At 46.1% G+C, this 20,505-nt stretch carries 13 protein-coding genes; 5 read left to right on the forward strand and 8 right to left on the reverse strand.

Annotated features, from left to right (window positions below):
* Window positions 1-3: 3 nt before the first annotated feature.
* The 6 genes from nagA to X939_RS0121255 form a co-directional block, all read right to left on the reverse strand.
* The gene (gene nagA / locus X939_RS0121230; RefSeq protein WP_025765288.1) at window positions 4-1,185 is read right to left on the reverse strand and encodes an N-acetylglucosamine-6-phosphate deacetylase; all 1,182 of its coding nucleotides are present in this window, start codon (window positions 1,183-1,185) and stop codon (window positions 4-6) included.
* Window positions 1,186-1,284: 99 nt separating this feature from the next.
* Window positions 1,285-2,604, reverse strand: coding sequence for a sugar MFS transporter (locus X939_RS0121235; protein ID WP_025765289.1), 1,320 nt, complete (start codon window positions 2,602-2,604; stop codon window positions 1,285-1,287).
* 104 nt (window positions 2,605-2,708) lie between these two features.
* Window positions 2,709-4,088 (reverse strand): Gfo/Idh/MocA family protein, encoded by a 1,380-nt coding sequence (locus tag X939_RS0121240; protein WP_025765290.1) that lies wholly within the window; start codon window positions 4,086-4,088, stop codon window positions 2,709-2,711.
* A 39-nt stretch (window positions 4,089-4,127) separates the two neighbouring features.
* Window positions 4,128-6,245, reverse strand: coding sequence for a PVC-type heme-binding CxxCH protein (locus X939_RS0121245; RefSeq protein WP_025765291.1), 2,118 nt, complete (start codon window positions 6,243-6,245; stop codon window positions 4,128-4,130).
* A 201-nt stretch (window positions 6,246-6,446) separates the two neighbouring features.
* A complete protein-coding gene (locus X939_RS0121250) occupies window positions 6,447-7,454 on the reverse strand; it encodes a Gfo/Idh/MocA family protein (RefSeq protein ID WP_025765292.1) in 1,008 nt (335 codons plus the stop codon).
* Window positions 7,455-7,643: 189 nt separating this feature from the next.
* Window positions 7,644-8,705, reverse strand: a complete 1,062-nt coding sequence (locus X939_RS0121255) for a LacI family DNA-binding transcriptional regulator (protein ID WP_025765293.1) — start codon at window positions 8,703-8,705, stop codon at window positions 7,644-7,646.
* 551 nt (window positions 8,706-9,256) lie between these two features.
* Here X939_RS0121255 and X939_RS0121260 point away from each other — a divergent pair.
* Both X939_RS0121260 and X939_RS0121265 read left to right on the forward strand, forming a co-directional pair.
* A complete protein-coding gene (locus X939_RS0121260) occupies window positions 9,257-10,654 on the forward strand; it encodes a sulfatase family protein (RefSeq protein WP_044200282.1) in 1,398 nt (465 codons plus the stop codon).
* 60 nt (window positions 10,655-10,714) lie between these two features.
* Window positions 10,715-12,268: a sulfatase gene (locus X939_RS0121265; protein ID WP_025765295.1), complete on the forward strand. Its 1,554-nt coding sequence runs from the start codon at window positions 10,715-10,717 to the stop codon at window positions 12,266-12,268.
* Between the two features lie 64 nt (window positions 12,269-12,332).
* Here the strand turns inward: X939_RS0121265 and X939_RS0121270 are convergent, their stop codons facing one another.
* Both X939_RS0121270 and X939_RS23730 read right to left on the reverse strand, forming a co-directional pair.
* Window positions 12,333-16,523: a carbohydrate-binding protein gene (locus tag X939_RS0121270; protein ID WP_044200271.1), complete on the reverse strand. Its 4,191-nt coding sequence runs from the start codon at window positions 16,521-16,523 to the stop codon at window positions 12,333-12,335.
* A gap of 393 nt (window positions 16,524-16,916) precedes the next feature.
* Window positions 16,917-17,081 carry a hypothetical protein gene (locus tag X939_RS23730; RefSeq protein WP_157493031.1) on the reverse strand — a complete coding sequence of 55 codons (165 nt, stop codon included), beginning with the start codon at window positions 17,079-17,081 and terminating at the stop codon, window positions 16,917-16,919.
* Window positions 17,082-17,347: 266 nt separating this feature from the next.
* Between X939_RS23730 and X939_RS0121280 the strand changes: the two genes are divergently transcribed.
* From X939_RS0121280 to X939_RS0121295, 3 genes are all read left to right on the forward strand, one after another.
* Window positions 17,348-18,100 (forward strand): glucosamine-6-phosphate deaminase, encoded by a 753-nt coding sequence (locus tag X939_RS0121280; protein ID WP_229236129.1) that lies wholly within the window; start codon window positions 17,348-17,350, stop codon window positions 18,098-18,100.
* Between the two features lie 69 nt (window positions 18,101-18,169).
* Complete coding sequence (locus tag X939_RS0121285) at window positions 18,170-18,775, forward strand: heparan-alpha-glucosaminide N-acetyltransferase domain-containing protein (protein WP_025765298.1); 606 nt, start codon at window positions 18,170-18,172, stop codon at window positions 18,773-18,775.
* A gap of 247 nt (window positions 18,776-19,022) precedes the next feature.
* Window positions 19,023-20,492, forward strand: a complete 1,470-nt coding sequence (locus tag X939_RS0121295) for a carbon starvation CstA family protein (protein WP_025765300.1) — start codon at window positions 19,023-19,025, stop codon at window positions 20,490-20,492.
* Window positions 20,493-20,505: the final 13 nt, after the last annotated feature.

Below are 20,505 nucleotides of genomic sequence, written 5' to 3' on the forward strand. Positions count from 1 at the left end.
GACTTACTTATTCTCCTGAAACACCACGCTTCCTTCCACCATGGTCATTTGAACCCGAATGTCTTGATCGAAAATGACGATGTCGGCATCTTTTCCTTGTACCAAAGATCCCTTTTTCTGATCTACTCCCATCATACGAGCTGGGCTTAGGCTCATCATTCGAACGGCATCTAACAGTGAAACATCGGCTTGCTGCACCATGGTGCGAACCAAACGATCGGCAGTTGCCACACTACCGGCGAAAGAGGAACGATCGGGCATCTTCGCTACACCATCTTCCACCAACACCCGCACACCTCCTTTGACGGACCCAAGAATACTATCCCCCTCGGGCATACCTGCTGCTCGCATGGCGTCGGTAATCAGGGCAATCCGGTCCACCCCTTTTACCTTGCATATTAATTTGAGCAAAGGGGGCGGCAGGTGAGTCCCGTCAGCTATTATTTCTACGTCCATATCCAGCAATAGGGCACTTTCGATCGTACCCGCATAGCGGTAGGCATTTTTACGGGTAACTCCCGACATGGCCGAATATAGGTGGGTTGCCAGGGAATAGCCATTTTCGAACGCCTCCAAAACCTCATCGTAAAGGGCGTCGGTATGGGCTATAGCAGCCAAGATTCCTTTTTCCCTTAAACGCCGACCAAAATCGATGGCTCCTGGAAGTTCCGGTGCGGCGCTCCAACGGGAAATATTATTGGAGTGTGCCAGAATCTCTTCATATTCCTTAGGATCGGGATTCCGGATATAACGCGGATCCTGGGCTCCACGTTGGCTAAGTGCAAAATAAGGTCCCTCCAGGTGCATGCCCAGGAAGCGAGCTCCCCGCGTATTGGCATCGGACGCAGACTGGTACATGTCCAATGTATTGAGTAAATCCTCCTTTTCACTGGTTAGCGTGGTAGGTACCATGGCGGTTGTTCCGTAAGCTGCATGCTTCTCCGCAATTTTCAGAAATGCTTCCAGAGTACCATCCATGAAATCGTAGCCTCCTCCACCATGAATATGAATATCAATAAACCCTGGAGCAACATAGTGCCCACCAGCGTCAATCACTTCCGCTCCCGGAACCGATAAATCATGGGCAGAAACCTGTTCTATGGTCCCTTCGTTCAGCACGATCGTTCCATTTCGGATGGCTCGAAAAGGGGTTATTATGGTTCCATTAATTATTTTAGTTTTCATGAATTTATAATTAGATATACAAGCCTTTCGGCAAAAAATGTAGTGATCCCTCCCTTTCGTTTTTAAGCCGGGTAAACCTTCAGCTACAGGACTTATGCTTTAGGCCCATCTTCTGAGCTTATGTCCGTGAATGGCATAATATACTAAAAACAGATAGCAGGGGATAAGTACCCAATAGGCATTGCGCACTCCATACACGTCGGCAAAAAAGCCATAAACCACAGGCATAATGGCATTGCCGCAGAGCATCATAATCAGCACTGAAGCACCTAGCTTGGTGAAGCGCCCTAAGTCGTCTAAAGCCAGGGGCCATATTCCAGCCCACACCAGCGAATTGGCTAGACCCAAGAGGACAATAAACCAAATGGAAATATCAGCGGTATGGCCAAGGAATTGAATAGTTCCAGACGCATAGATAATGAGCAAGGTGAAAATGGTGCCCAGGATGGTACATATTCTCAGGGCATTGACCTGACTGATAAAACGCGGAATGGTAGCAATACCAATCAGGTAGCCACAGATGGTGCAGAAAAGGGTGTACGATGGAAACACTTTAGCTTCCAGCAGTCCGATCCCCATCGAATCGGCATAGCTGATAATGGTATCGATTGCGATCACCTGGGTACCTACATGGGTGAAAATAGCCACTGCCCCCAGAATCAGGTGCGGAAACTGGAAAATACTGGTCTTAGATGCATTGGCCGTGGCCACTGCCCCCGTCTCCTGCTCTGTATCTAATTCGGGCAAGGGCGAACGGTAAACCAGGTATCCCAGAATAAACAAGAATGTGCCCAGACCAATATAAGGATTGATGACCCTCCGGATCAATTCGTCTAACGCCGTATTTCTATCCACTTCCGTCATGGAACTCAGAGAAGCAAACAAGTCGGTATCGGTAGGCCTCAAGACAACTGCGGCAAAAATAATAGGCGATAAAATTCCGGCCGCCTTATTGCATATACCCATGATACTAATACGTTGAGCCGCTCTTTCTTTGGCTCCCAATATGGTAATATAAGGATTTGCTGCTGTTTGCAAAATGGCCAGTCCTATGCCTATCATAAACAAGCCGAGCAGAAAAATTTCGTACTGCCGGAGCATGGCAGCCGGAACGAAGATAAAGGCGCCTAATGCCATGGACCAAAAACCATACATCATCCCCTTCTTAAATCCCACCGATTTAAGTAAGTAAGAAGAGGGAACTGACATAATAAAATAGGCGATGTAGAATGCAAAAGCCACCAAATAGGCCTGCACACTGCTAAGCTCGCAGGCAATTTTGAAATAAGGTATCAGAATGGCGTTGACCCAGGAAACGAATCCAAATATAAAAAACATCACCCCGATCAGCAGAATCGAAATGGTAGTTTGGCGTTTGGTAAGCTGGTCAACGGTTATTTTTTGTGTTAAACCGTTCATGAATTGCAAGGGTTATAAATCGGACTTGGATTATTTTCCGAAAGAGAAAGAAAGAGGCCAGATATAAGGGCCCCCTCCATGAATACAAAATGGATCAGCTACGTTTAAACAGTAGGTTCCCATCCCTTTTCATAGGATCTTTTCCATAATTTGTTCGCTTCTTTATTATGGAGGATATGTCCGTTGCTGGAATCAATATCGAGCATACCACCCGTGCGTTGAGCAATATTTCCCAGCTGAGCAAGAAGTGTACTTTGGTGGCCTCCTGTAATGTCAGAGCTTAATTCTGCCTTATTTTTTATGGCATCGAAAAAATTTTGAAAATGAAAAGCATCCAAAGCCTGGGAAGGATTCATTTTATTACGAGGGTCGATTTCCAGATTATTTTTTACATCCTTTACTAATTTATTTTTCAAGTCATAAATTTTGTAGGAATTCCCCCCATCCAACTCCAGTGAGCCCTTCTCTCCGTAAAAAATCACCCCTACACTACTCCCCTCAACGGTCCTTCCATTACAGCTTCGACCCTCCCAACTCATGGCCCCCTTGTCGCCAAATTCAAGATTGATCACTTGTGTATCCGGAGTTTCCCAGTCGTCCTGGTAACGATACCGCCCTCCGGCAGAAGTCACTTTCGTGGGGTAATCTACCTGCATTCCCCAGCGCATCAGATCGAGCATATGCGTACCATTATTGAGGGCTTCTCCCGTTCCCCAATGCCAAAACCAATGCCAATTGTAATGAATTACATTGTCTTGGAAATCCTTTCGTGGAGCCGGCCCCTGCCATAAATCATAGTTGAGCCATCCTGGAACAGCCGTCTTTTTACCCACTCCAATCGACTCCCGGTTATTGGTATACCAGCCTTTTGAGAAATATACCTTACCTATCGCTCCTTCATGCACCTCTTTGATGGCCGCTGCCACATTAGGCCAGGAGCGTCGCTGGTTACCCATCTGAATCTTATTACCATATTTCTTCTGAACAGCCATTAACATTTCACCTTCGTGAGGGTTATGACTACAGGGTTTTTCTAAATAAACATGTTTTCCCGCTTTAGAGGCTAAGATCGCCGCTGGGGCATGCCAATGATCGGGAGCCGCAATTATAAGCGCATCCATATCCTTGCTTTCCAAGGCCTTTCTGAAATCGGAAATATCGGCGGGTCGGGATTTCTGGATTCCGTCCACAGTTTCAATACATTTGGATGCTGCTCGGGAATCTACATCAGAAATAGATATCACCTGACAGTTGGGCTGAAGAGCAAAATTGCTTGCCAAGGCAAGACCCCTACTATTAACCCCCATCACACCCACTGAAATTTTCTCATTGGCTCCTATGATTCGCGCATAACTCCGGGGTGTGAACCCAGATAGAATGCCCCCCAGTGAGAATAGGGCCGTTCCGGCAGCCGTTTTTTTCAAAAACTCCCTGCGACCAGCAACAGGAGCGGAATTCTGTTCTTTAGATTTTTTGTCGTTCATATCTTATTTAAGTGTTTAGAAATTCCAAATACGTTCCGCTTACTTTAACAGAGCATCCAGCATCTTCCCTGACGGATCGTCCGATTTCAGGGCCAGCTGGCCAAGCTTCTCCTTGGTCAAAGGTCCCAACCTTTGCTTGTCTGACTGATATTTCCTTCCGTGAAGAAGTCCACTGATCACCGAGCCCGTCCAGCTCTGATGGTAATTCAAGCTACTATCGGCCAGACAATTGATCATGGCGACGATATCCCTGTCGCTATTTTTAGCCCCCTGAATAAAGGCAAAGTCTTCGACAAACTTGATGCGATCGGCAGTGGTGCTATCGAAATAATTTGAGTGCTGTTTTAAACTATCCAGCAACCGGGTGGATTCTCCGGCTTTCCCACTGAGTACAGCAGCCCGGAACCATCTATTATGGCCATAATGTCCTATAACTGCCCTCATAAAGGGCATTACCCACGGGTCATCCGTTCTTCCCAAACTCAAAGTGGCCTGGAGTGCAACCTGTAAGGACGAATCGTGCACCATGGGAGCGATATGCTGAGCCAGGGCAGGAAAGGTTTCTGCCAATTTGATCGCATTCAGACGTACCCCAGGATGTAAATCCTCTAAAGCCACTACCAATTCACTCTGTTTTAATAGGCCGAGTCCCTCCAAAACATACAAGGCATGCATTCTACCAAAGGCATTTCTTCCCATATGAATTAGCTCGAACAGTGCCTTTCCTACGCCTTGATCTTTTCGCTCCAGCAAGAGTCGCTGCGCCTGTAAACGTTGCCACTGATTGGGATGCGACAACAGTGCTACCAATTCAGGAGAGGTCATTTTTCCGGGAATTTCACCCACCGTATCAGGATGTATGGCCTGTTTAGGGCTAATTCTATAAATTCTTCCCCTATTGTCTCCTTCCGAAAAATCCATCCCCTTTCTCAGATCCTCGGGTACCATGTCGGGGTCTTCTATATGTTGTCTATAATAGTCGATAACATACAAGGCTCCATCGGGTCCTACTGTAAAATTTCCAGGGCGAAACCACGGGTCAGAAGAGCTTAAGAATTCCTTACTAGTCTCCTTTCTTACTTGCCTTATAGCCTTAAAAGCCGGACTCAAACTGTCCGTGACCAGAAGATCGCGGTGTATCAGATTACCAGAAATATCCCCTACAAAATAATTGCCACGATAGGCCTTGGGGAAGGTATGTCCCGTGTAAACTGTACCTCCAGATGCCTTACTGAAGTAGTCTTCTGCATACTCCACCCGATCGAGCCCCTGTTCCTGATATTGCGCATTGCGCCTTCTGGTTCGTTCGGCCAACCAGTAAGGAGCTGGCGTGACCTGGAACATGGAATGGTCGCCATTGGTAATATCCTCACTTCCCCTTTTGGAAGGTAAAAAATCGTTTCGGTAGGCATAGCGATAGGGTAAAACTAGCTGTTGGATCCGGATATTATGATCGGTGATAAAGCGATTGCCCCATTCATCAAAAGTTTGACCACATTCCGAAGTGCCATTTTCTGCTTCCAGAAGGTCTCGATCCATACGGAAACGAAAGTCAGAACCCTGGAGCTTTACCGTTTTCTTATTACGGCCATAAACCGCTGTAATCTCGGAAAGTTCCCCGTTATTGGCAGCATAAACCCAGTTATCCATCCCATACCGCAGACTGGTAATCTGGGCACTCTGATGGATCTCTCCGCCTCCTTCAAACATTTTCTCCTTAGTGTCTGATTTCAAATCTCCATTCTCATCTTTTAAGTACCAGATATCTCCCGCCTCGGCCAATAGGAGTCCTCCTCTCCAGGGGAGTATACTAGTAGCCCTGATAAGGTTCTGAGCGAAAATTACAGACTTATCCATTCTTCCATCTCCATCCGAATCGGTCAGGACATGAATACGCCCTTTTTGAGAAGTAGGCTCCGATTGGCTGTTAAAACTGGGCATTTCCATTACAAAGGCTCTTCCGAATTCGTCGAAAACCAATTCTATAGGATCCATAATGGTGGGTTCAGCTGCAAAAATTTCTATTTTGAAATCTGGATTAAGATCCATGCTCTTTAAAGAGGCCTCAGGACTTAATGCATCCGCATATTTGCTGGGAGTACAGCCATAAGAAAGGAATAGGATAGCGCAGAATAAATAATACCTTCTATATTTCATAGCGTCGTGTTTGATTAAGCAGTATTTGGCAGGATATCTTCAGCTCTAAAAATAAGCATTTTATAAGCCGCTTTTCCCCTTTTTATCGCTCAAATCGCATTTATATCCGATATTTTATCCCACAGATCGGCTAGTTTCAGGCATTTAGCGCTGCCCCCGCAGTCACGATGGTGCCATGAGCCTCCCCCTTGTGCCCCTTTCCTAGGATTCCCTTTTTGCCTTTTTTATAACGGACTCCAATGTGATAGCCCGCCCACCTTGTCTTTTGCTTTCATCTGCCGCTTCCATAAATGCAAATATCTCAATCGTCTCAGCCGGAGTGACAGGCACTACACCGGTTTTGAAATAGTGCACAATATCTTTCAAAAGTGGTTCATAACCGTTATATGGACCTAAAACTAGATTACCATCTTGTGTAAACACAGTACCTCCATACCCATGCTTGCCATTCCGTGTTCCTCTAAAAGTACCGATACGTCCATTTTCCCATACCCCTACCACCAGTTCAGTATCGGTAGTCTGCACCCGGGTCACTTGCTGACACCCTGTGCCCATCACAGTAAAAAGGGTTTCCACCCCATGTATGCCATACCAAAAAAGATCCGGATGCGTCTTCTCCAGGGAAGCCGGGCTAAAGGTGTCGGCTCCCAAAACTTTCCCCTTATCCAATTCCTCAATTCCCTTGATATATCGTAAGGATGAGGCCGAAAATACGGGAATGCCAAACCCATCAGCTTCCTGGTATATTTTTATAGCGTCGGAAAGACTCCCCGCTACAGGCTTGTCAATAAACATTCGTTTTCCCGATTTCAGCACCTGCCGGGCCTGCTCCAGATGCAGACGCCCATCGTTGGTCTCCAGCAATACTACATCTACCTGTCCAAGTAACTCTTGAATAGAGGCCGTGATACGTACCCCCATTTTCTTAATGTCTTCAATATATCCAGGTATTCGCTTGCTACTCGACTCTATTTCTCGGCTACCATAAGGGTATGCCGCTACTACCCGGTAGCCATCGAAAACTGGATCGGGCTCAGCCGCATTTAAGGCCTTGGTAAAGGCAATGCTATGTGAGGTATCCAGGCCTATAATACCCACCCGTTTGCCGACAGTCCCGGGTAAGCTCCAGGAAAAGTCTTCTAGAAGGCTAAAGCTGATGCCGGCTAATACCGACGACTGAATGAATTTTCTTCGTGAAAAGTCCTGCATGTAAAACAGTTTAAGGTTTAGGAACAGTCTATAAAGCCAGGTATTTACGGGTACGTACCCGTAAATATAGGTTTAAATAACAATATTATAAGGATTAATAAAAAAAAATGCAGAATTATTTTGAAAAATTATCCAACAACCATATTTAAATTGCTGTTCAGGAAAAAAATATATTAGTTAAAAACCTTGTCAGTTGCCATAGAAGTCCATATTTTCCGTAGTAATAATATCGATGGGCATATACTGCATTTTATCGATGGGCGCGTCAACTACCACATTCTGATAAAGTGCCATGATACCACGATATCCCTGCTCTTCGGGTTTATGACAGATCAGGAAGTCGATTAATCCTTCCTGTAGGTACTGACAATTTTCCTTTAGAAAATCATAGCCAATCAACCTAATTTCCGGACGTTTCTTCTTGGCTAAGAAGGCAGCAACCGCCGATACTCGTGAGTTGGTTACGAATATCCCATCAATCTTCGGATAATCGTGAAGAACCTGAGTAAGATGTCGGGCCACGGCGAAGCTGTCAGTATCTTGAATATCGACCGTTACCAATTGATTTGAAAGCCCATTATTTTCGATATAACTTCGGATTCCCGCAGCAATCGTGAGACTATTATTATTTTCAATTGATTTGGATATGTTGACAATCAAAAGTGGATGATGCGTAGTAGTTCTATAAGTAAGTAGCTTGGCCCCAACAAAGCCACTCTGAAAGAGATGGGGTCCGATATAACTTAGCTTTTTGGCCTCAGGAAGATCCGCATCGATAAACACATAGGGAACTTCACGCCGGTCACAAGCTGAGGCAAGCTGTACAGCTTCATCCACAAATACAGGAGAATATAATAAACCATCCAGATCCTTGCTCAGCAAGAGGTCGGACTGCCTGACAAAACTTGCCCGGTCATTCAGATCGAAATAGTAGTATTTGAGCTGAATACCATAGCTTTTCAATTCCTTTTCCGCCCGGTTAATCCCGAGCAGAGGAGCCTCCCAAAAGCGGGTATCTTTTGAACTATGGGGAATCAAAATGGAAAAATGGATTGGCTTGCGGGAAGCCAGCCTACTGGCCAGGATATTGGGCTGATAGTCCATTTCCTTTATAATGGCATTGATTTTATTACGTGTTTTCTCTGAAACCCCAGTTCGATTATGAATAACCCGATCGACTGTGGCTATAGAAACATTGGCTCGTTTGGCTATTTCTTTTACACCAAAATAAACATTCTCTTCATTCGCCATGCTGGACAATTGCGTTTAGGGCGGTCTTAAAATTTAACTGTAACACACTAGTGACAAAAGTATATTCAATTTTCAACATTACTTGGGTGCAAGGAAAAATCAAAATATTCTTCTTAAAATAATGAGGGGCAAGGCCGGGACCTTACCTTTGTATATCTATGTATGGAGACTGAATGAGGGGCATATCCCCTTACCCAATGGGATATTCCCTGTGGTTGCGAATCAGGGGTTTATATAAAAACTTTGGTTAAAAGGTTGGTTGACCTAATTTTTTATTTTACCAAGGATAGTTAACCTCCCGGTTCCAATTTCTCATTATGGCTCGATGGTGCAAACCTGTTACATCCCAAACAAATTTGCACAGGAGGCACAGGAATATACCATTACCATCCGCAATGTTAAGTAGGTAAAATAAGGCAAATATATTCAGGACAATGGCCCCATTCTTCTCTCTATATATGGATGCATTTCAGTAAACATAATATAATATTCCTAGATCCATGCAAAAACACAATCTAAAAGTACTCCTCCACTTAGTTACCGGCATTCTTATGACAATGGGACTTTGTATGCCTCCAGTAATGGCTCAATCGGACGATAAGCCTAATATTGTTCTATTTTTTATTGATGACCTCGGTTATGGGGATCTGTCGGTTAACGGTGCACTGGGCTACAGTACCCCCAACCTCGATAAAATGGCAATGGAAGGCACACGGTTTACCAATTTCATGGCAGCCCAAGCCGTATGTAGCGCATCCCGAGCCGCTTTGCTTACCGGTTGCTATCCCAATCGCCTGGGCATTTCAGGCGCTTACGGTCCTGAGTCAAAAGTAGGCCTGAATCCGGAAGAAGAAACCATTGCAGAATTGGTAAAGCAGCGGGGCTATGCTACCGGAATATTTGGCAAATGGCACCTGGGGAGTAAGAAAGCCTTTCTTCCACTACAACAAGGTTTCGACGAGTATTATGGGGTTCCCTACTCGCACGATATGTGGCCAGGACATCCGAATCAGGTCCATGCAAAATACCCTCCTCTACACTGGATAGAAGGCAATGAAGAGGCCGCAGCAATTCCAGACCTAGAGGCAGCCTCAGAACTTACACCCAACATTACAGAAAGGGCCAAAAAGTTTATCCAAAAAAATAAAAATAATCCCTTCTTTCTCTATATACCCCACCCCTTACCCCATGTACCTCTGGCTGCCTCTAAACGCTTTCGGGGTAAGAGTGGAGCAGGTATTTTCGGTGACGTCATTATGGAGCTCGACTGGTCGGTGGGAGAGATATTAAAGGAACTAAAAAACCAGGGTCTGGATGACAATACCCTCGTCATTTTCACTAGTGATAATGGCCCCTGGCTGAATTATGGCGATCATGCCGGTTCAACAGGCGGCTTTAGAGAAGGAAAAGGGACGTCGTTTGAAGGAGGGCAACGTGTACCCTGCATCATGCGGTGGCCTGGCGTAGTACCGGCGGGGTTGGTCAGTAACAAACTGCTAGCAGCCATGGATATACTTCCTACCGTTGCCAAGCTCACAGGTGCGCCGATGCCCAAAAATAAAATTGACGGAGTAGATTTTGTTCAACTTCTGAAAGGAGACCAAACGCAGACTCCTCGGGAGGAATTTCTATATTACTATCGACGCAATAGCCTAGAGGCTGTAAGGAAGGGCGATTGGAAGTTAGTATTTGAACATCCGGGGCGCAGCTACGAAGGGCAGGCACCCGGAAAGGACGGAATGCCTGGCCATGCTCCAGAAAATCACCTTTTCCCCAAAGCACTTTATCATCTTACCCGTGATCCAGGGGAGCGTTATGATGTACTAGAACAAAACCCTGAAGTGGTTAAAGAGTTGGAGAAAATAGCAGAAAAAGCTCGTATAGACCTAGGAGATGACCTACAGGATCGAAAAGGACAGAATCTACGACCCATTGGAAGGGTGGAGTAGCACCGTTCGCCGTTATGCTGACGGGCGATATTTTAATCTTTTAACTGACCGATCACCTTTATGCAGCTTTTTCAAATCCGTAACATTTTAGTCATCACGATATGCCTTTTCTTTCAGTTAAAGGTAGAAGCTCAGACAGCTAGAAAGCCTAATATCATCATTTTTATGGTTGACGATATGGGTTGGCAGGACACTTCTGTACCCTTCTGGAAAAGGACCACCCCACTCAACCGACGCTATCATACGCCCCATATGGAGCGGCTTGCTAAGGAAGGAATGAAATTTACCAATGCCTATGCCACGCCCATTTGCACTCCCACCAGGGTAAGCCTGATAACGGGCGTCAATGCAGCCCGTACCCGGGTAACGCAATGGACCAACCCGAACAAAGACACCAACACCGATTATCCCGATACCTTGTTCCAGTCGGTGAAGTGGAATCTAAATGGTTTCAGTCCTAAGGCAGGGGTGGCATCTACCTATCATGCCCTTGCACTCCCGCAGATTTTGCAAGATCATGGTTATTATACCGTTCACAGTGGCAAGGCACACTTTGGCTCAGCGGGTACACCAGGCTCAGATCCGCTCCAAGTCGGCTTTCTGGTCAATATTGCCGGTAGTGAAATTGGGCATCCCGCTAGTTATTTTGGAGAGAAGAATTACGATAATCCAAGAAATGGCAAACCCAATCGAAATGCGGTTCCCGGGCTGGAGAAATACCATGGCACCGACACCTTCCTGAGCGACGCCATCACGTATGAGGCCTTGGATGCTTTAAAAAAACCTATTGCTGATCGACAACCCTTCTTCCTTTATCTTTCTCATTATGCAGTACATACGCCTATTGAGGCCGACAAGCGCTATGTAGATCGTTATTTAAAGTTGGGCTTGAGTCCCACGGAAGCGGCCTATGCCTCACTGATCGAAGGGATGGACAAAAGCTTAGGCGATGTCCTGAGCTTTTTGGATCAGGAAAAAATAGCGGAGCATACCCTGATCATTTTCATGTCGGACAACGGGGGGTTAAGCCTTACTCCTCCTCGTGGTGGCAAGGAATGGACACATAACCTGCCCTTAAAAGGGGGCAAAGGATCGGTCTTCGAAGGGGGGATCCGCGAACCCATGCTGGTACGATGGCCAGAAAAGGTAAAAGCCAAGTCTGTGGCCAATCAGTACGTAATTATTGAAGATTTTATGCCCACTATTCTGGAGGTAGCTGGAATTAAAAACCCTTCCCTCCCTCAGAAAATGGATGGCAAAAGCTTCCTGCCCATATTGGAAAAACCGTCCTACCGTGACCAACAACGGGAATTACTCTGGCATCACCCCAATCGCTGGACCGTCAAGGATAGCCTGAGCAATAACTGGGCAAGCGCCTTCAGAAAAGGAGATTGGAAGGTAATCTACAATTACCGCTCCGGAAAGCTGGCCTTATATAACCTTAAAAAGGACCTCTCAGAAGAGCATGATCTGGCTCCTGCAGAACCTAAGCAACTTAAAAAGTTGGCCCGTTACTTCACCGCTAGTCTAAAGGCCCATGGGGCGCAAATGCCCTATTTTCTAACGACAGGAAAGCCAGTACCCTGGCCCGATGAGGTGATTGGTGCAAAGTAAATAAAAGAGGCCTGGAGGTTATTGCTAACGACCAGGCCTCCTTTATATGTTCATCAATCCTTTTTTACGGCTGCTTCACCAATTTCCGATAGGCCCGTTCCGTTTCGGTGGCAATTTCCACCACATATATCCCTACTGGCAAGGAGCCCAGCTCAATGCGGTATTGCTGCTGACCACCTACCGGCACAATTTGCTGGCTGATATATAGTCTTCCGGTGCGACTATCAAAAATCTTAATGGTTGCCCTTTCACCTACATTTCTACCCAAATCAACATTCACATAGTCAGGACTTGGGTTTGGAAAAATAGAAATAGCTGCATGCAAGGTCTCCGGGGTTCCCTCTTTTGGCATGGCCATCAGCAATGGTTCCTCCACTGCTCCTACCCGGGCACTAGTATTACCTTCATCCTTAATTACAAACATCGGTGTCTCGGTAGCCGTGACCGTAACCTGTCCATTCACCAGCGGTATCTCTTCCAAAGACATGTCGTTGGCTCCGGCAATAGGCCGGTATATTTTCGCTACCCCCGATCCTCCTAAATTGAGGGTATGGGTGGCGGTCCGACCCACTTCATCCGGGACCGTCAGAACATACATGGATTGTCCCTGATGCTCATAACGATCTACAATCGGATCCTGCTGTAAGGTCTGCTGGTAGCGGTAATCTCCAAAAAGCTTGTCAACCTGAACCATAAAATCGGCCACCGGACGGCGGGTTTGGTTGCCATTGAGCAGTCCTGAAGAGCCGAACATCCCTCCGCCTTCATTATCGTCATACATTTGATAGAAAAAAACCTTTTCTATTCCCTTTCTGGCCGAAAAGAGTGCAGTCCTTAATATCCAGTCAGCCTGAGTATCCAAGGCTGACTTGTTGCCAATAGGCACAGCCTTAATAGGACTGGTCTGGCTTACATCGAAGCCCGTTTCGGTAATCCATACGGGCATGTCATAGCAGATTTCATGAGCCACCTTCATGAATTCATCAATTGTTTCGCCGGCATTAGTCGTTTCTATAGCTGCCCCCCGGGTCGAAGTTCCACTTTGCGATGATGAGGTGTTATCGGTATAAATGTGAAAATTAACTACATCCCAACACAGATCCACGGTTCCATCCGCTTTATAACCCCTAAATTCCTTACACCAGTCTACCATACCTTTCAGGTAATCAGGGCCGGTAACCAGTCCCGCGATTACTACTTTCATATTGGGATCGGCATTTTTCACCCCTATTGCAGGGCCCATAGTATTCTTGTGGCCATCATAAAATGCTGATAAATTGGCGGCATATTCCCGGGCTGTCTGATAGCCTTTGCGTCCTTTCCACCATTTGTCACGCTCATTATCGCATTCGATATATTTCACATAATCCAGACCTATACGGATGGTATTGGGGTTATCTCCCGGCCAACGTGGTGTGGTATATACGCTCAATAAACTAGAGTCCACAGCCGTGTTGCTACCATAGCGGGCCGCATACTGAAAGGCGATACGAGCCTGCTCCATATAAGATTGCGGATCATTGAAATCTCTGCCATAGCGTACAGGGACATTCTCTGCGTCCCGCATATCTTCCGGGTAACTTTCCAGCATCCAACCTGGCAGGGTTTTCAAACAAGCGAGTACATCAATCTGTTCCTGTTTGCAAAACTCATAAATTTTGTCATAGTCCCAACCCCCGCTCAAAGTGGGGGCATAAGAGTATACTCCTTCTTCCGACTCCAGCTTTTCCCAGTCCATATAATGACGTAGTCCGGTAAAACTTTTAGCGACTTCGATCATTGGTTGATTTAACTCCCAGGGAGTAGCACCATGTTCGAAATTCCATTCATAGCCATTTACACCAAACATGTCGCCCAGACGAACCTGACTAGCAGCAACGGCAGTCGGTACGGCAGTAGATGGTGTATGGTTCCCATAAAACTCGATTTCTGTAGGTACTACACCGGCCATTTTTATTACCAGATAGCGAACATTGTGAATGGCCGAATCGAGAAGGAATTTCCCGTCACCACTAATATTGCGGTCGGGGTATGGACCTACCCAACCGTTGTAAACCAGTCCTTTGAAGGAGGCAATTTCAATTCGCTCCCAGGAATCCGTAATCACCGACAAGGTCATGGGGTTGTCGGGATTAGAGCCGCTAAGGTCAAAAAATTTGATAGCAGCAAGACTTACCTGCTCATCATCTAAGATGGGATAATAAGCATCATAATCTCCAATTATCTTACCCCAACCCGTATGAACATCTTCTTGAGTATTTCCATCGAAGAAGCCATCCAGGCCATTGCTGGCATTGGTAAGTTGGTACCAACGTTTTGGGTCGATCGTAATCTTATCACCCAGAGCCACCGGCGCCGACTCCAGAATATTTATATTTCTTATGACAGGATCTGCTGCTGCATACGATGTTGTTTCCGTCTGAGAGGCCGTTATAGTTGCCGAACCAGCCCCTACTGGAGCGGCCATCCAGGTCCCATTATCCTGATAAACGCTGATTACCGAGGCGTCAGACGAACTGAAGTTGACGGGGCCCTCCGAATTATCGCTACTCGCCTGAAGCGCAAAGGCAGCGGCACCTACTACCTTGTCAGGAAGAGAGGCGAAGGTGAGCACCGCCTTGGCTTTCACTGGCGCTCCCCCCTGAATTACTTCGAACCAGTTAAAATTAAATGTACCCTTGTTGGCATAGATGCGCAGAACCTGACTCCCGGCTTGTAACTGAGCCGAGGTTTCAATGGTGGTATACACCTGCCAACCGCCGGTGCGGGGGACACCAACCTGTCCTAAAACGGCACCGTTCCCATCCTTAATCTCGATTACGCCATTTCCGTAGCTATTGGCCACTCGAAATTTAAAAGTATGCAGACCTGCCTGGGCTACATGCACATTATAGTCCATCCAGTCGCTATCATCGATATACGAGACATTATCAGTGCCTTCAAAATCACCTGTAGCTTCAATGCGAACGTCGGAGGCCATGTCAAATTGTTCCGCTTCTATTTTCGCAGGCAAGGATTTAGATCCGCTTATATTGAAACGATTTACTGCAAAAACACCCTTTGTGGCTACGATTCGGATGGTTTGTGTACCTAGTGGCAGAGGGGCAATGACCCGCACATTATCCCAGGACTGCATGCCACCTGTACGGGGCACCCCCGTCTGAGCCAATATAGCCCCCTGCGCATTTTGAATTTGTAAAGTCGCGTGGTCGCTATAACCGTTGGCCACTCTAAAGTCGAAGGTATACAGGCCCGCTACAGTAGTTTCTATGCGATACTCTAACCAAGTACTATCGGCCATACCAGCGATGTTGTTCCCAGCTCCGGCGTCCTCGGTCGGTTCCACACTTATCCCCTGGGCATTCGTAAAATCTTCGGCCTCCAAAACCCCAGGCACCATCACGAAAGTTTCTGGAACCGTTTCTATCGACTCCTCTTCTTCAATTTCGAACCAGTTGAAATTGAAAGTACCCTTATTGGCAAATAGCCTTATCATCTGACTTCCTGCAGGAAGTGCAACGGTGGTCTCGACACTAGAAAATATTTGCCAGCCTCCCGTGCGAGGGACGTTGATCGTTCCCAGGAGTTGGTTGGCTCCATCTTTTATTTCTATTATTCCGTTTCCGTAGCTGTTAGCCACCCGAAACCGCATTCTATAAGTCCCTGCTTCCGGTACCAGCAGATTATAATCCATCCAGTCACTATCATCGATGTAGCTAACATTATGGCCACCGCCTTCATCATTGGTTGCCTCGATACTCACCTGATAGGCGTTGGCAAAGTTCTCAGCCTCTATCTTAGCCGGCACCAGCTGAGAGGCTTGCACATCGAACCAATTGATACTAAATAGACCTGATTGGGCAGTCAGGCGTATGGTCTGCGTGCCGGCGACCATATACCCTGTCTGACGAAGATCCTTCCACGACTGCATGCCCCCGGTAGTGGGGACATTTGCCTCGGTGATTAACGTACCCGAGGAGGTCGTTAGCCGAAGCGTCGCGTTAGGGCTAAAACCATTGGCAATGCGAAAGTTAAAGGAATAAAATCCTGAGCTAGGTACTGTAACCTGATATTCGGCCCAATGCCCGGTGTCCATCCAGGCCAGGTTGCTCCCTCCACCCGTGTCCTGGCAAGTTTCGGTATAGGTCCCCGATAGATTGGTATAAGCTTCTGATTGGATTTTTGCTGGCAAAGTTTGACTGAAAGCTTGAACAGTCCACAGCATTAAAAACAGGTGTAGATAGAGTAGTTTCATATTGATGTCGATTAGAACAGGGCACAATATAGTATTTGTTCTACGCAATAAACCATACTCTCATTATTTTTTTTCATTTTATTATAAAAAATATTATCCAATGTTATTGGGGACAAAATCTAGAAATTATAAGACATCAGAAATTAACTATTTTAAGGGAGGTTACTACTAATTCAGCAATAATAAAAAAGGTTGAGGATCATAAAATGCATGATCCTCAACCTTACATCCGTTTTAAATATATGCTAAATTAAGCGTAAATAATTCCCCAATGCAAAACAATGAACCTTAAGTTATCTACACTCTAAAAATATAAAAATGCAAGTTAATATCTTGTACGCCAAATGATCGTATCCCAGTTGTGCTAAGGCTCGTTTACGTTAGGTTGCTTATTTATTCCAAATTTTGGAATTGCAAAAAACGGCTCCTCTTTTTACCGTTACGCAGATATTGACGATCCAGCTTAAATTTAGACTCTTTCTGTTTTTGGCTCTTCTTGGCCTCTTGTTCCTCGTAGACCTGATCCCAAAATGCTGTTGCGAATTGATATATATCCATGGCCTTATGACGTGAAAAGTTTTGAAAAGTTACTATTACCTACGATAAAAATGCCGTGCCAGATGTATACAGTAAAAATAAATATCAGCTCCTGGGCAATAAATCGCCTAATTTGAAAGACCAACTATACAATTTAATCTACAACCCTATCCTACATTTTACTGGGATATCTTTCAATTAGAATTTCCAGAAAAGGAAAGAATGTCCAAATGGGTATAAAAAAGAAATCGTTTCTTTTAGTTTTTAATCAAACTCTTTCTGAACCTATGGAAGTTACTGGAATGAACATTAACATTTATGAAAACAAGACTGCCATGAGCGCTGCTGCAGGTGAATATGCGGTGGCCCTCATCAAAAATGCCATCAGGGATAGAGGTCTGGCTACCATTGTTACCGCTACAGGGGCTAGCCAAATCGAGATGGTGAACCATATCGTTAACGCACCCGGTATCGACTGGTCTAAGGTAGTGATGTTTCATCTGGATGAATATATTGGCCTTCCTAACTCCCATCCTGCGAGCTTCCGCAAGTACATACAGGAGCGATATCTGGATAAGCTCCCCCCTCTTCAAGAGACTATCCTTATAAATGGAGAAAATGACCCTGATCAGGAAGTGGAACGACTAAATCATTTACTGTCAGACAGGGAGGTAGACCTGGCACTGGTAGGAATTGGTGAAAACGGGCACCTGGCATTCAATGATCCACCCGCCGATTTCGATACAGAAAGTCCCTATCTGGTGGTCAGTCTGGATGAGGGTTGCCGGCAACAACAGTTGGGAGAAGGCTGGTTTAATCATATCGACCAGGTTCCAAAAGAAGCGATAAGCATGTCGGTACAACAGATACTGAAGTCACGCCACCTGATTTGTACGGTACCCGACCAACGCAAAGCAAATGCGGTTAAAAATTGCCTCACGGGTCCTGTGTCTAATCAGCACCCTGCGAGCATATTACAGGAGCATCCCAGCACTGTCTTTTTCTTCGATCGGGAAGCATCCGCTCTTCTTCCTGCATAAAACCGGATAAATTGCTGGAAAATGATTGTGGTAACCCTATTAACATTCTCCGTTTATAACGTCTGATAGATGAAAGAGCAAAATCCACCAACTATCCCTTCGCCCCGCTCTGGCGAAGGGATACCTTACCCCCCCATAAGACTGGCATCACTCGATGCCCTCCGAGGCTTCGACATGCTTATGATTTCTGGAGGAGGCGACTTCATCCATCTTCTAGGAGGGCTTACGGGCATAGGAATCGTAGACGCCGTCGCCAACCAATTTTATCATCCCGACTGGAACGGATTCACCTTTTATGATTTCATATTTCCACTATTCCTCTTTCTGGCAGGCGTCTCTTTGGCTATTAGCCTGCAGGCCGGAAAATCCAGGGGTTTAAGCAAGGGCCTTCAGATCCGCAAAGTATTTCGCAGAATGATCATTCTGATTTTTTTGGGTATTTTATTTAAAAATGCTCCACTAGACCCATTCGACCCCAACCACATTCGCTTTGGCAGTGTTCTGGGACGAATTGGAATTGCTACTTTTTTGGCCGCACTCCTGTTTCTTTATTTTTCGTGGGCCACTCGTTTATGGATAGGAATAGCGATCTTAACTGGCTATTTTCTAGCACTTTTGCTTATTCCTGTTCCCGGCTTCGGGGCAGGGGACTTAACCTTTGAGGGGGATTCGTAATGGTATGGCTTTTTCTTTATTTCATGTACCGAAATAAATTATTCCTGAAGGTCTAATAAATGACTGGCCACCGCCAGAACCTATATCCTATTATTGCTTGTAATTCTATAGCTGACTACCCAAACTCATTCAGAACTCAGGCCCATTTGGAAGCATGGCCTATTAATATCAAAGGAAAGATTAGTAGATTACAGTCATTTATGAGTTTAAAAGACAAATTCTATTTTTTTAACACCCATCCTTCATTATGATTACCCTGCTACTTTCCATCGTTACCCTGATCCTGGGATATTTTATCTACGGACGCATTCTGGAGCGGGTATTTGGGGTGGAACGATCCGCCTCCACCCCAGCGACACGTCTGGCCGACGGAGTTGACTTTGTGGTACTTCCTACCTGGCGTATCTTTCTGATCCAGTTTTTAAATATTGCGGGCTTGGGTCCTATTTTCGGCGCCATCGCAGGTGCTATGTATGGGCCATCGGCTTTTCTTTGGATCGTGCTGGGGAGTATTTTTGCGGGAATGGTTCACGATTATTTCTCGGGCATGCTCTCGCTTCGTCACGACGGGCAAAGTATCAGCGAAGTGGTGGGTATCTATATGGGTAAGGGTGCCCGGCATGTAATGCGTGTCTTTACCCTTTTGTTATTGATATTTGTGGGCACCGTATTCCTGGTAGGGCCGGCAAAAATAATTGACGGAATGACCGGTAATATCTTAAGCCTTTGGGGCTGGGTAGGGGTCATACTGGTGTATTATGTGCTTTCAACCCTGCTACCAATAGACAAATTTATCAGCAAACTGTATCCTGTTTTCGGCATCGCTATGCTGCTTATGGCCATAGGCCTTATTGGTGCCCTATTCATCGGGGACTACCATATACCCGAATTAACGACCACCACTCTGCGCAACATGACCAGCAACCCGGAAGCAACTCCTCTGTTTCCCATGCTTTTTGTTACCATAGCCTGCGGTGCAGTATCCGGTTTCCATTCCACCCAATCTCCGTTGATGGCCCGCTGCATGGGCAACGAGGGTTCGGGAAAAGTCATATTCTCGGGAACCATGATCACCGAAGGTGTAGTGGCACTTATCTGGGCTGCCGTTTCAATGACCTATTTCGGATCGGTTGAGGGCCTGAACGGCGCCATGGCCGACAATAATAATAATGCTGCCTGGGCCGCCAACGAAATATCGGTTCAAATGCTCGGCCCATTGGGCGGTATTTTGGCCCTGCTGGGGATCGTTGCTGCACCCATCACCTCTGGAGACACTGCCTTCCGCTCGGCCCGGCTCATTCTGGCCGACATCTTTAAACTCAGCCAGAAAAAACTTGTGCAACGCTTATACATAAGTCTCCCCCTCTTCGTCATCGCCTTCGCTTTGACACAGATCGATTTCGCCATCATCTGGCGATATTTCTCCTGGAGTAATCAGACCCTAGCCACCATAGTTTTATGGACCATCACCGTTTATCTGTCCAAACAAGGCAAGTCCTACTGGGTCTCATTGGTTCCCTCCGTATTTATGACCATGGTCTGTAGCTCCTATATCTTACTGGCACCCGAAGGCTTTTCCATCGCCCATACGCCAGCATACCTTGCCGCCGCAGTCCTCACGGTTGGATCCGTTATAGCCTTTTTCTGGTCACGAAAAAGCCATCATAACAGGGTAACGGAAGCTCCGGAGCTGGAAGAGCAGTCGGCAATAAATTAGAATCCTGGGGAGA

The organism is Dyadobacter tibetensis Y620-1, assembly GCF_000566685.1.
Classification (GTDB): Bacteria; Bacteroidota; Bacteroidia; order Cytophagales; family Spirosomataceae; genus Dyadobacter; species Dyadobacter tibetensis.